The sequence below is a fragment of the Streptomyces fradiae ATCC 10745 = DSM 40063 genome (assembly GCF_008704425.1).
Taxonomy (GTDB): domain Bacteria; phylum Actinomycetota; class Actinomycetes; order Streptomycetales; family Streptomycetaceae; genus Streptomyces; species Streptomyces fradiae.
The window spans coordinates 1-12,258 of sequence record NZ_CP023696.1 but is presented as its reverse complement, the minus strand read 5'-3'; the positions used below and the strand labels follow the sequence as shown (position 1 = coordinate 12,258).

Annotated in this window: 10 protein-coding genes; 2 read left to right on the top strand and 8 right to left on the bottom strand. The window is 67.6% G+C overall.

Going from position 1 to position 12,258, the window contains the following annotated elements; genetic code table 11:
- Nucleotides 1–83: 83 nt before the first annotated feature.
- The 7 genes from CP974_RS00045 to CP974_RS29360 all read right to left on the bottom strand — a co-directional run bounded on the left by CP974_RS00045 (nucleotide 84) and on the right by CP974_RS29360 (nucleotide 5,961).
- The gene (locus tag CP974_RS00045; protein ID WP_051838821.1) at nucleotides 84–1,319 is read right to left on the bottom strand and encodes a tetratricopeptide repeat protein; all 1,236 of its coding nucleotides are present in this window, start codon (nucleotides 1,317–1,319) and stop codon (nucleotides 84–86) included.
- Nucleotides 1,319–2,032, bottom strand: a complete 714-nt coding sequence (locus CP974_RS00040) for a pentapeptide repeat-containing protein (RefSeq protein WP_051838822.1) — start codon at nucleotides 2,030–2,032, stop codon at nucleotides 1,319–1,321. The genes CP974_RS00045 and CP974_RS00040 overlap by 1 nt, the downstream gene beginning before the upstream one ends.
- A 10-nt stretch (nucleotides 2,033–2,042) precedes the next feature.
- Nucleotides 2,043–2,714: a DUF6445 family protein gene (locus CP974_RS00035; RefSeq protein ID WP_181018070.1), complete on the bottom strand. Its 672-nt coding sequence runs from the start codon at nucleotides 2,712–2,714 to the stop codon at nucleotides 2,043–2,045.
- A complete protein-coding gene (locus CP974_RS00030; RefSeq protein WP_031127985.1) occupies nucleotides 2,704–3,249 on the bottom strand; it encodes a hypothetical protein in 546 nt (181 codons plus the stop codon). The genes CP974_RS00035 and CP974_RS00030 overlap by 11 nt, the downstream gene beginning before the upstream one ends.
- Entirely contained in the window at nucleotides 3,233–3,898 is a 666-nt protein-coding gene (locus CP974_RS00025; RefSeq protein WP_140160845.1) for an O-methyltransferase, read from the bottom strand. The genes CP974_RS00030 and CP974_RS00025 overlap by 17 nt, the downstream gene beginning before the upstream one ends.
- Nucleotides 3,895–5,667 carry a M3 family metallopeptidase gene (locus tag CP974_RS00020; protein WP_031127987.1) on the bottom strand — a complete coding sequence of 591 codons (1,773 nt, stop codon included), beginning with the start codon at nucleotides 5,665–5,667 and terminating at the stop codon, nucleotides 3,895–3,897. Before CP974_RS00020 ends, CP974_RS00025 begins: the two co-directional genes overlap by 4 nt.
- Nucleotides 5,668–5,793: 126 nt before the next feature.
- Nucleotides 5,794–5,961, bottom strand: a complete 168-nt coding sequence (locus CP974_RS29360) for a hypothetical protein (RefSeq protein WP_157840064.1) — start codon at nucleotides 5,959–5,961, stop codon at nucleotides 5,794–5,796.
- 437 nt (nucleotides 5,962–6,398) lie between these two features.
- On the opposite strand from CP974_RS29360, the gene CP974_RS00015 reads away from it, so the two are divergent.
- On the top strand, nucleotides 6,399–7,892 hold the full coding sequence (locus CP974_RS00015; RefSeq protein ID WP_031127988.1) for an MATE family efflux transporter: 1,494 nt from the start codon (nucleotides 6,399–6,401) through the stop codon (nucleotides 7,890–7,892).
- A complete protein-coding gene (locus CP974_RS00010) occupies nucleotides 7,883–8,905 on the top strand; it encodes a 3-oxoacyl-ACP synthase III family protein (RefSeq protein ID WP_031127989.1) in 1,023 nt (340 codons plus the stop codon). The genes CP974_RS00015 and CP974_RS00010 overlap by 10 nt, the downstream gene beginning before the upstream one ends.
- A gap of 387 nt (nucleotides 8,906–9,292) precedes the next feature.
- Here the strand turns inward: CP974_RS00010 and CP974_RS00005 are convergent, their stop codons facing one another.
- On the bottom strand, nucleotides 9,293–11,686 hold the full coding sequence (locus CP974_RS00005) for a DEAD/DEAH box helicase (RefSeq protein WP_223844618.1): 2,394 nt from the start codon (nucleotides 11,684–11,686) through the stop codon (nucleotides 9,293–9,295).
- Nucleotides 11,687–12,258 lie beyond the last annotated feature (572 nt).

The following is a 12,258-nucleotide window of genomic DNA, read 5'->3' as shown; positions in this document are numbered from 1 at the left end:
AGCCGGCGGCGCGGCGCTCCGGCCGACCCGCGGCGCTCCGGCCGGGCCCTCGTCCGGGCCGTGCGCCTCCTGCGTCACGTAGCTCATGAGGCGGCCCGGACGGCGTCGAGGCGTTCCAGAGCGGCTTCGAACGCACGCGCCGACGGATGCGCCAGACGACGCGCGCATGCCAGGCCGCTGGTCAGCACCTCGGCATTGCCCGGCACGAGCGCGGCCAGATCCTCGTACCGGGCGAGTGCCGACGCGGGTTCTCCCGCCTTCTCCCAGGACGCCGCCGCCTTGAGCAGATGGTGTCCCACGTACGGCGCGCCCTTGCTGACCGCGACGTCGTACAGCTCCGCGGCCTTGCGGCACTGGCCGAACCGCGCGTACGCCTCGGCCAGTTCGCCGTAGCTGATGGACCACTCGGGATCGAGGGCGATGAGCGCATGGCCCGACTCGACCGCGGCGTCGACGTCGCGTGTGACGTACATGTGCTCCTTGAGAGAAGACTCGTGGTAGGTCTTCATCAAGTTGAGCGCATAGGCGCGCGGCCGTCGCTGGATCGTCTCTTCCGCCGCGGCACGCGCCGACTCCATGTACGAGCGGGTCCGTTCCGCCATTCCCCTGGCCGCCGGCAGCATGGCCAGTCCCCGGTACCACGAGGAAACGGTGGCCGGATCCCCTGCCGTCTCCGCGCGCTGGGCGAGGGCGTTGCCGACGCGCACGCTCCACACGAAGTCGTCGTGGGTGACTTCCTGGCGCTTGAGGTACCACACCACGCCCTGCGCGCAGGCGTCGAGGGCCCGACCGGGCGGTACCTCGCCCGCCGTGATCGCGTCACGCATGACGGCGAACGCCTCGGCCGACCGTCGAGGGTCGTCCTGGCGGTTGGCCAGGACGAACGTGAGCCAGGCCACCTCGAAGCGCTCACGGTGTCCGGCCGCCAACGGCCGCACCTCGGTCAGTACGGTGTCGGCCAAGGCCGGGCGGGCGACGCTGATCAGCGCCGAAGCGAGGTTCACGCGCTGGACGAGCGTGAGGTCGGCACGGTGGTCCAGCGCCTCGCCGAGGCGGCGCATCGTGGCGGTCGGCCGATGGTCGAGTCGGGCGACCCGTTCGGATGGCACCTGTTCGAGCACCGCCACCTCGTGGAGGACGGTCGCCTCGAAGACCTGTGTGAACCGGTAGCCGAAGCGGGTTCCGTCGGACTCCTCGAACGACTCGACGCACGCGCGCGAGAAGATGTCTGCGGGGTGTTCCCGGTCGCCGTACTCGAGGCCGATCAGCACCTCCTGAAACGCGCTCCGGGTGATGGCCGGGCGGCGATCCCACTGCATCAGGCACGTCCCTTCGTCGTCTGCGTCGAAGGGCGTGCGCCGCCCACGTCGGCGGTCGCTCGCTTTCCTTCGAGGTCGCTGGCACGGTGCAGCTCCGCACCGTCGAGGTACGCCGAAGACAGGTCGACGTCCCACAGGTAGGAGTCGGTCAGGTCCGCGCCACGGAATGCGGTGCGCGCGCAGACCGCCCGCTGGAGGTCGGCGTGGATGAGGCAGGTGCGCCGGAGATCCGCCTCCGTGAGGTCGGCGTTGAGCAGGCTCGCCCGGTACAGGACGGCTCCGGCGAGGTCGGCGCCGACCAGGACCGCCCCCGAGAGATCCGCCTTGGCCAGGTCGGCGCCGCGCAGGTCCGCCTCGCTGAGATCGGCCTCCGTGAGCTGCGCGCCCGCGAGCTTGGCCCCGCGCAGGTCCGCGTGCGACAAGTCGGTTCCAGTCCCGTGGCCGCGCAGCAGCGTCCAGCCGTCGACCACCCAGACGTCCCGGTCGTGATCGCGGCCCAGGCCGCGCACGAAGAGCACGGTGCGCAGGTTGTGGCCGGCGGCGGTCAGTTCTGCGGCGTCGTGGTACACCCGGCCCACGTCGATCTGAGAGGCGGCGTACGACCTGAGGTCGGTGGTGAGCGTCGCCATGGAATCGACCGCGACGAGCCCACAGTCGTCGCTCGCAGTCTCACCGGTGCACTCTGTGGCCATGAGGTCCAGCAGCGGCCGCATGCTCACCCTCCTACCGGTCGTCGGACGAGTGGGCCCGGGGGCCCGTGATGGCGTGTGTGGCCTGCCCCAGCAGGGGGACCTCGTTGAAGAAGAAGCTGTGCGTGAGCCGTGAACTGGCCGGGCCGTCGCCCAGGCCGGCGAGGGGAGCGTGATAGAACTCGCACCCGCGGAAGAGGATGAGCCGGTTGTAGACCGGGGCGATCGTGGTAGTGAGCTCCCACTTCGACAGGTCGCGTTCGTCCCGGGCGACGACCTCCTGCTGAAAGGCGTAGGCGTCGGCGAAGCCGTGGGCCCGGGCCTGCCGGTCCGTCGGAGGCCCCTCCAGGCCGGTCTCCTTGTGCTGGAAGAAGCCCGTCCCCGTGCTCATGTCGGCGCCGGGCGTCAGGTAGACCATGGCTGCCCAGTCGATGTTCACATCGGCGTGCACCGTGGTCTGGCGACCCGAGTCACCCGTGATGAAGCGGAAGCCGCCCCAGGTGAAGCGGGAGCGGTCGACCTGGACGCGGGCGCCGATCAGCGCTTCGAAGGTGCGCTTGATGGCATCGCTCTGGATGCTGTGCCGGCTCTGGTACCCGGGGTAGCGCGTGGACGCGATGTCCGCGTACTCCGACCGGAGCGCCCGTTCCCGGATGACGTCCGGGTTCGGGTAGAAGTCGTCGACGACGATCACCTTAGAGCGCATGGGCCGTCCTTTCCGGCAGCGGGACGATGTCGAAGCCCCACTCGTGGCTCAGCCAGCCGTCGGCGAGTCCGGTGCCGAATCCCGGCGACGCGCGGCGGCTGAGCACGGAAGAGCGGTAGAGCACCAGGCGGTTGAACCGCACCGGAATGAAGGCGCACTCGACCCAGTCGCCCGGCCCGCCCGGCTGCTGCAGCAGGAACGTCAGTCCCGCCCCCGGCGGCGGGGCGGCCGACAGGAAGACGATCGCCGTCCAGTCGGTCGGCTCCCGGTGGGGAGCGTCGTCGCCGGGCACGTCCTTGTTCCGGAGCACGAACCGGCCCCCGTCCGGCGGCGGGACGGTTCGGTCCGCCCTCGTACCCAGCAGGCTGCTGACCGTCGCGGAGGCCCACGGGTCGACGTGGCACGGTCCGACGAGCCGGCCGCGCCCGGGCGCGGCCGGCTCCCCGTCGGTGATGACAGGCGCGTCGAGCGCCCGGGACGTCAGGGCCGCCGGATTCGGGTGGAAGCCGTCGACGACTTCAAGCGTTTTGCGCATCTCGCGGTCCGTCCTTGTAACTCACCAGGAGGCCGTGGGCGCTGCCGACGAAGGCGGAGTGCAGCCGGTTGCTGCGCGCCACCGCGCTCACGTACGTGGCGATGGCCTTCGTCTCCCTGTCGGGGTCGGCACCGGGCTCGGATTCGCCGCTGAAGTCGCCGCCCGGGGCGACGTCGTCGGCGATCAGCAGACCTCCACTGCGCAGGAGGGGGAAGCACAGCTTCAGATACTGCGGATACGCCTTCTTGTCGGCGTCGATGAACACCATGTCGACGCTGTCGGGCCGCAGCGTCGCCAGATGGGTGACGGCGTCCGCGTGTACGACCTCGACCCGGTCGCCCACGCCGGCCTCGTCGAGATAGGCGCGCGCGTTCCGGGCGGCGTCGGCGTCGCTCTCGATCGTTATGAGGTGTCCGTCCGGCGGTAACCCGCGGGCGATGTGGATCGCGGAGTAGCCGAACAATGTTCCGACCTCGACCACCAACCGGGGGCGGTGCAGCAAGGTGAGCAGATGGAGCATCCGCGCGCCGTTGTCGTCGATCTGGATGGACGGCAGCTTCTTTTCGAGGAGCGCGTCGCGGAGAATTCCGTCCAGGGTCTCGTCCCGGGGCCCCAGCAGGGAGCGGAGGTAGACAGGGCTGCGGGTCATCCGGCGGGCCTCCACAGAGCGTCGTTGTAGAAGGCGAAGATCGATCCGATGTCAGGGCTGCTGCTCGGCTCGTCGAAGTCGAGGCACGCGCCGAAGGAAGCCTCGAACTCCGCCGGTTCGAGATCGGACAGACGCCTACTCAGCAGCGGGGAGAACGCCTCCGCGCTTTCGGCGGCGCTCCTGGTGTAGGCGAAGGTCGCGCCTGGATTGGCGTTGATCATCGGCCAGGCGAAGTAGACCGGGAACTCTCCCAGGGAGCAGTGCCTGGCGACGCCGAATCGGTCGTCCAGTCGCTTGAACGCCTCGCGTAGTCCGCCGCTGCTCGCCCGGTGCACCTCGAAGTCGAGTGCTGCGGTGACCGCCCGGTCGATGTGGTTCCGGCGGTATTCGAGTATCTTCACGCGCTGGCAGAATCTCATGCCTTCGCGCTCTTCCTCGGACAGGTCGAGATGGGAGACGAAATCCGGGTGGTACACCCATTTCTCAGTCCACATGCTGAGGTCTTCGATGCGTTCCAGCGGCAGGTAGTCCAGGCCGGAAAGTGTCGGAAGCCGTTTCCGGATCAGAATGTGGTTGAGGGCGTGGCCGACTTCGTGGAACAGGCTGTGGACGTTCTGGAAGGTGATGATTTCTCGACCATCCGGATTCCGGTGGAATCGGCACGAGATGTATGCGATCGGAAGCTGGACGATGCTTCCCCAGTCCACCCGGTTACGGATTCCGCTGGTGGTGTTCGCCGTACGGTTGCGGCCCGAGTCCCACAGGTCGAAGTTGATGTACCCGATGGTTTCGTCGCCCCGGAACACGACGACGGTCCACACGCCCGGCCCGGAGTCCGGGAGCCGTCGCATCGACAGGCCGAAGACCCGCGTGGTCACCCCTTCCATGAAATCCAGGCAGGAGCGGAGGTCGAACAGAGGAACTTTCAGGTCGCCCTGAAGGGTGCGGATGTAGTGCCCGAAGTGGTCGACGGGCGTGTCGACATCGCCGATCGCCTCGCGGATCTCGGAATCGAGCAATCCGCGGTCCTCGACGGCTCCCGACACGTAGGCGTCGACGATGTGGCGGGCCGTGTCCTCGGGGATAGCGCACCGTCGCATGGTTTGCTCGAGGACGCTCCGCGCGCCCTGCCGCCGACTCGTCGCTCGCCGGATATCGATCATTCGGTCGACCGTGTCGATCAGGGGGTCGAGTCGCCTGTCGCGTAGCGCCGTCATCGCGCTGGCGAGCTTCGTACGGCGAGCGGCGTCCGGCGTGGCGCTGATCAGCGTGTAGCCGATCGTGTCCGCAGTTCCTCCCTCGGTGTCGACGCCGAGGCGTGCGAGGAAGGCCAGTTGGTCCTTCCGGCCCGCTTGGACGATGTCCTTGGCCTGGTCCTGCAGACGCGCGAGCTCCGCCGTGCTGGTGTGGTCCGCCGCGAGCTTGTCGTTCAGATGCCCGACGTAGGCCCGCCGGCACTCCTCGATGTCCGGGTTCCCGCACTGGAGGCTCTCGCACAAGGCCAGCAGCGTCCTGTCGAGATCCTGATCCTTGAAGAAGGCATCCCGATAGGGGAGTAGCCACCGGTAGTCGACGTACTGTTCGTTGGATTCAAGGTATAGGAACACGTACGCGACGTTGTCGTAGATCGCGGCCAGTTCGACGAAGGACTCCTCCGTCAGTCGGCGTTCGGCGAGAATAGCGTCGAGGCGGTTCTTCGCCCCGCTGAGGATCTTCTGCGTGGCCACGAGACTGGATTCGTCCAGGCTCGTGATGGCGTCCAGTTGCACGTACGCGCCCCTCTGAGGTGTGGCCCGACAGCAGCTTCCGGAGAGTGTGACGATCGTTCGAACGCGTGCTGGCATGGGCGGGGCTGCCCGCACCAGCCAGCACGCGCCGTCGTGCCTGTCGGTAACCTAGATCGTCGACTGCTCGGTCGCGTTCAGGATCGCGTCCAGTTCAGCGTCGATCTCAGTGTCGAACAGGGCACCCACCGCAGTGGAGTTGGCGTCGGCCTCGAAGAAGAGCTCGGCCGCCACCGAAGGGAAGAACGCGGGCCTCTTGTCGAGAGAGTATGATTCCATGCTGGACTCCAATCTCTACGTGACGGCATTCCGCGAGGCTCACCCGACAGGGGTTCCTTTCGGGGTGCTCGTCATCCTGGTCGCGCTTGTTACCCAGAGGGGGCAACTTGAGTGACGTTAAGATGTGTCCCGGAAACTGGTCAATCGCTTTCCATGGGGTTGACTCAATAACGCCGCACCGTTGAATTCCAGCCACCGAACTTCCATTTCCGGCCTGGCGGGCTGAAAATAGCCCACGTTGCGTCGGTGAATCCCGCTTTCGCGCGACGTCGACATAGCGCCACCGACCCCCTGCCGGTATGCTCCGTGCCTGGTCGTGGCAGAGTGAACCTTTAGCTTGCACAGATGCCTGCCTACGCCTGTCACCACTCTCGTGGCGGGGGGACCACTTCGCCGGAGAGGGTTCAGATTGTGTCGAGTTTAAGGTGACCGACGGGATGACTGCAGGTCAGAAGGCCGTAGAACACACCGAGCTGACGAGAAGGAACTTCTCCAACTTCGCCGTCGTCATCCTGCTGGCCTCCTCCGTCGGAGTGGGATTCGGCGCCATCGACCTGGTGATGATCGCGCCGCTCGGCGTCACGTACGTCGCCGCGGTCGGCCTGGCCGACCTGATCGTCATGGGACTGACGGCCTACTGCACCGGCCTGGTGCACGTGTTCTCCAGTCGTCTCGGGATCGCGGAGGGCGAGCGCTCCCTGGCCGATCGTCTCCCTGCGCTCGTCGGGGCGTTCGCCGTGTGCGCACTCGTCTTGCAAGCGCTGGCGATGAGCCTGGCGCTCGGCGTCGAATGGTTCCTGGAGCGGGCCGGCCAGGCCCCCGAGCTGATCCCCCTGGCCGTTGACTACATCGAGGTCAGGCTCTTCGGCATGATTGTCGCGCTCGTGTGGGCCTCAGCCTCCGAGGCCCTGCGGGTCTGCAACATGAAGAACCTCTCGCTCAAGATCCTGGTCTACGGATTCGTCGGCAACGCCCTGCTCGACTACGTGTTCCTCCACACGGACGCCGCCGCGGCCTTCTCCTCGCCCGCGCAGGCGGTAGCGGTCGCCACCGTGCTCGTGTACTCGGGCATGGCCGTCTACGGCGCCTTCGTCTTCGTGCGCCGCATCCGGCAGCGCGAACGCCACATTGCCCAGGCCGACCGGCACGCGGTGCTCACGGAGTTCCGCTCCATGGTGTGGACCTCGCAAGGGGTCGGCGTTCGCCACCTGAACGACTACATGGCGGCGGTCATCCCCTTCATGTTCATCGGCACTCTGGGCCCGCAGGTACTCGCGGCGTCCGCGGTCGGTGTGAAGGTCTACACGATCTTCTGCCGGGTGCCGCAGGCATGCGTGACGGGAACGTCGGTCTTCTACAGCTATCAGATCGGCAAGGGGGCCACTCCGTACGAGCTGCGGTCCCACGGCAAGCGGCTGCTGGCCTACACGGCGGTGCCGACCGCGATCGGCACTGTCGTGGTCCTCGCCCTGTCGCCCTGGCTTGTGAGACTCTTCGGTGGTTCGGGCGAACTCGACGTGCGCCAGGGCGTTGTCATGCTGTTCGCCTTCATGGTCACGATGCCGCTGTATGTGCTGGAGGCCACGTACACGGCCATCCTCACCGTGCACCAGCGAGGAGCCCTGCTCTCGACGGTGACGACCGTCGCGACCTACGGGCTCATGATTCCGCTGGCATGGATCTCCGTGTTCGTCATGGAGTCCGCGTTCTGGGCCATCGCCCTGGGATCCATTGCCTCTTCGGCCGTGATCGTGCTGGTGCTCGGCCGGGCCCTGTACCGGGACCACTGGGCCCCACGTGTGCCACCCGCCATGGCCGTCGGCCGGGTCGGAGCCCAAGTCGCGGCATCCGACCCGGACGCCTCGGGCAGCCAGTCACTGAGTGACGACGGACGCGATGCGGAGGGGAAGGGAGAGGGGTCATGGCGGTAGTGAACTTCGGGATCGCGGCCATGGCCAGCTGTGTCGGCGAGCCGTACGACGTCGCCGGAGAGTCCCAACGCCTTGGCATCAACCCCCATGTGGTTGCGACCATGGGCTTCCGAACCCTCCACAAAGCACCCGCCGGTGTGACGACGACCGACTTGGGCGTCGCGGCAGCCGAAGCCGCGCTCGCCAAGGCGGGTCTGGATACCTCCGACGTGGACTTCCTCGTGACAGCCAGCGGGAACTTGCCCGAGTACCTCCATTGGGACGTCTCCACGGCGATCGCCCGAGACCTGGGACTGCGCGGCGTGCCGACCCTGTCACTGACCCAGGCGTGTCTGTCCGCCGTACTCGCGTTCGAGGCCGTCGCCGGTCTGTTTCTGACCCGCGGCGAGCTGCGAACGGTACTGCTCGTATCGGCGGAACGGGTGAGCGACGCACACGTCAACCGCTTAGGGAACGGCACGACGGCCGACAGCGACGGGGCCGTCGCCGCCGTGCTGCGGCGCGATCACCAGTCGCTGCGCTGGCTGGCCAGCGAGCAACTGACCGATCCCACGTACGCCGACTTCTTCCGGCTCGAGTACGGCGGCAACGCCGCGCCGGTCGCACCCCCGGGACGGAGCAACCGGGACATCGATCACGGATACTCGATCTTCACATTCTTCCAAGGCGACGCTGAACGTTTCTCCGCGTACGCCACGATGACCGACGCCCGCATCGCCGAAGCGGTCGACGGAGCATGCAAACGCGCCGCCGTCCGGCGCGCGGACCTCTCCAGAGTGATCCTCCTCCACGCCAATCAGGTAGCCATGTGCAACGCCGCTGCCGCCCTCGGTGTACCTCTGGGCCGCACCAACGCGGAACTGGCCGCCGCACTCGGTCACTTCGGCGGCATGGACCCGCTTGTCAGCCTCGACATCATGATGGAGCGAGGCGAACTCGTCCCGGGAGACCTGGTGGCGCTGGCTGGCATGTCCTCCGGCCTGCACTGGTTCTGCACCCTGTTGGAGGTGTAATCGCCGGCGAAGGCTGCAGCTTCCGTAGGTACAGCGCCATGGATACGCCTCGGCCAGCGGCACCTAACGAACGCGCCACAACACCCCTCCTCGCGCTTGGCCAGACCCTCCCCGGCCCGGCGCCTCACCCGGTCAACGATCCAGCCGACCAGGAGCGACGCCGGGGGATACGGGTCTTCAGGATGCCGATCCGCCCGCACCGTCCGCCGCCGATCGGAGGTCTCCGCCCGGGGCGCGGTGCGGAGCCCCGGACACCGTGGCCGCCGCGGCGGGGCGAGGTCGAGGTGGGAGTTCACGTCCAGCTCGAACCGGCTGTAGATAAGGACTCACGTAGGTCCAGAACAGCGGAGACAGGGCCCAGCGGCCCGTACCACCAGCGTCCGCTGTTCAGGCGATACCGAGTTCGGCCAGGACCTGCATGCGATCAGGGCTGAGCTTGGCCCGGCGGGCGGGGCTTTTGATGTTGGAGAGCCAGATGCCGAGCTTGACCTCCTGACCATCGTCGAAGTGTTCGACGTGCTGGCGCGGGACCCATACGTGCCCTTCACGTTCCCGGAACTGCCTCAGCGCCGCCAGCCCCCGCGCGAAGGCGTCCCCCCGTGGCCGCACCGCGGTGCGAGCAGACTGCTCGGTCTGCTCAGTGGGCTGGATGCCCAGGGCTTCCAGAAGCTGACGCTGCCCGTCCAGCAGCCCAGTCCACACCTCATGCCGACGTTGCCGGGCCAGCCACTTGCCGACGTCCATGCCGTACACAGTGACGCCCGGCAGCAGTTCGGTGAGCGCAGCGTCCTCCTCGGCGAGGAGTTCGCGTACGGCGACGTAGTGCCGCTGCCACGCAACAGGCCAGGCCGGGTTCCAGTCCGGGTCGATCGCCGCCAGCGCGGCCTCGCGCTCGGGGCGGCCGGCCAGCGCACCCGGACGGCGGAGGTTGGACAGCCACTGACCGATCGGCCGGTCCAAAGCAGTCGCCGTCCGCGGTGCGCACAGCGTCCAGTGCTGCTCGTAGTACACCCGCGCCGCTGCCAGGTTCTCCTGGAACGCCGCATCCGTCGCGTCCCACACCATCCCGAGCTGCTCGAGCCGCTCGGCCCGCTTGCCGGACAGCTGCGCGGCCCCGTACGCCCGTCGCTGCTCGGCGATCCACTGCCCGAGCGGATACGCGCCTTCCTTGTGGCCGTACGGCACCCTCAAGTGCGCCTGGCGCTCCCGGTACCGGCGCGCGGCGGCGTACCCGCGCATCCAGTCCTGCCGCTCCGTGTCGATCACATTGAACGACACCCACTCAGCGACCATCACCGGATCACGCGGCGCGGCAAAACGCAGCAGAAACCGAGATTCCCCTTCACCTTCCTCGGGCACTGCACCGATATCCCACGACGGGTCCACGACCCTCTTCCGCGGCTCCTGCGGAATGGCAAGCAATTCAACGGCCTCTTCATCATGAGCCCTAAGCCCCTGCAAAACCCTCACCAAAGGACGGTACGAACCGGAGGTGAACATGTCCTCCGGCTGCTCCCCAGGCTGGAGGAAAACGGGCACGATCAAAGAGGCCAGTTTGCCCTCACCGGGCTTCTGCCGAAGCGCCCGCCCGATCGCCTGCACGATGTCGTGCGGCGCGCCCTTAGGGTCCAGCAGCGCCACCGAGTCCACCGCCCGGATGTCCACGCCCTCGCCCAGGACACGGCAGTTGGAGAGCACCGCCCGATGCGCCGTGGCGCCGAAGCCAGCCAAGACCTCCCGCCGGCGCTCGGGGACGTGCTCCCCGCACAGCCAGTCGGCCCAGATCCGCCCCGGGTACTTCTCGGGATCGTCGGCGTGCAGCTTCGCTGCCACCGCCGCCAGGCCCTCCGCGTAAGCCTGCGCCTCCATCGTCCGGTGATGGAAGGTGATGGTCGTCTGCAGCCGGTGGTCAGCCATGGTGCGCAGCAGCGCCGCCTGCAGAGCACCAAGCCGCTGCCCGCGCACCTCCTCGCTGCGCCGCTCCTCACCCATCAGCCGCTCCGGAGTGACGACCGGATCCTGGAGCTCGACCACGATGATCTGGTACCGCGCCAGCAGGCCGCGTGCCACCGCCGACGCCAGGGTGAGCCGGTACAGCACCGGACCGAAAATCGACTCATCATCCATAGAGACCGCCAGCTCCTCCGGCAATGCCTCCCGAATCCCCTCGGCCACCTCCCAGTTGGGCCGCTCCTGCCAGATCCGCGGCGTCGCCGTCAGGTACAACCTGCGCGCCGCCGGGATGATCCCCTGGTCGTGGATGTGCGTCCACGCCTTCCCCAGCGACCCCGACGTACGGTGCGCCTCGTCCACCACCGCCAGGTCCACCGGCGCCAACTGCTGCCCGTAGACGCCCTCGAACGCCTCGGCGAGCACCGGCAGCGACGCGTAGGTGGCGTAGATGGTCACCGGCCCGGTCCCGTGCCACATCGCCAGCCGCACCGGGTTCGTGGTGCACCGGACCTTCAGGCTCCACAGTTCCGGATCCTCCTGCAGCGAGCAGACCGCAACCGCCGGCCCCCTATGCCCGACCCGGTACCACTCTTTCACTGTCTGCGTCAGCAGCTCCAGCGTCGGCACCAGCACCAGAACCCGCCCCCGCGGCAGCATCTCCCGGGCAGCGAAAGCGGCGATGACCGTCTTGCCTGTCCCGCAAGCGGAAACAACCTGCCCCCGCAGACCGTTTACAGGAAGACCACCAAGCGGAACATCAAGACCGCGCACAACGGCGTCAACTGCCTCAATCTGATGGGAGCGCAAGTCACGCCTCGTCATAACCATCCGACACTCTCCTCTTCGCGGAATGTGGCGCGCCTCAGACAGGGAATCCCGGAGACCCTGAAGCTCCAGGATGGTGGTGCGGCGTAGTTCCCAGACCCTACACAGAGCATCACTGTGATGCATCCCGCTTGTACCAGGTTCGCTCATGAGGGTTACACGTCGACAGTTCGAGCCTCGCAGCGGGCAGTTGGAGTGTACGATGGTGGAGTATTATCGGCCCGACCGAAGAACCAGGTCCCATTGGGAGAGAGATTGGGCGGAGCGCAGCGGAGCCCGTCTTGTCCGTTGAGGCCGGCACCCATTCGGCCTCAACGGACAGTCAGGCCCGTTCCAGGGACTATAGCTGGGTTCTCCAGGCTTTACACGGTGCCGCGCGCGATGCACGGCCCCTTGCTGCCAGCCAGGGAGGCCCCGCAAGCGGGGCCTCCCGTAATTCGCGCTTGCGCGAATTACTCTACGGTCCCGAATTCCGCTTGCGGAATTCAATTCCCCCGCTTGCGGGGGAATCTGGCGGAGCGTCAGCGGAGCCGTTCTCTATGCAGCGGCTTGCCGCTGCATTTCCCGCTCCGCGG

Bases quoted from the DNA above. Each gene is read 5' to 3' on its own strand.
- CP974_RS00045 (WP_051838821.1), bottom strand. From the start codon at position 1,319: ATGCAGTGGGATCGCCGCCCGGCCATCACCCGGAGCGCGTTTCAGGAG.
- CP974_RS00040 (WP_051838822.1), bottom strand. From the start codon at position 2,032: ATGCGGCCGCTGCTGGACCTCATGGCCACAGAGTGCACCGGTGAGACT.
- CP974_RS00035 (WP_181018070.1), bottom strand. From the start codon at position 2,714: ATGCGCTCTAAGGTGATCGTCGTCGACGACTTCTACCCGAACCCGGAC.
- CP974_RS00030 (WP_031127985.1), bottom strand. From the start codon at position 3,249: ATGCGCAAAACGCTTGAAGTCGTCGACGGCTTCCACCCGAATCCGGCG.
- CP974_RS00025 (WP_140160845.1), bottom strand. From the start codon at position 3,898: ATGACCCGCAGCCCTGTCTACCTCCGCTCCCTGCTGGGGCCCCGGGAC.
- CP974_RS29360 (WP_157840064.1), bottom strand. From the start codon at position 5,961: ATGGAATCATACTCTCTCGACAAGAGGCCCGCGTTCTTCCCTTCGGTG.
- CP974_RS00015 (WP_031127988.1), top strand. From the start codon at position 6,399: ATGACTGCAGGTCAGAAGGCCGTAGAACACACCGAGCTGACGAGAAGG.
- CP974_RS00010 (WP_031127989.1), top strand. From the start codon at position 7,883: ATGGCGGTAGTGAACTTCGGGATCGCGGCCATGGCCAGCTGTGTCGGC.
- CP974_RS00005 (WP_223844618.1), bottom strand. From the start codon at position 11,686: ATGGTTATGACGAGGCGTGACTTGCGCTCCCATCAGATTGAGGCAGTT.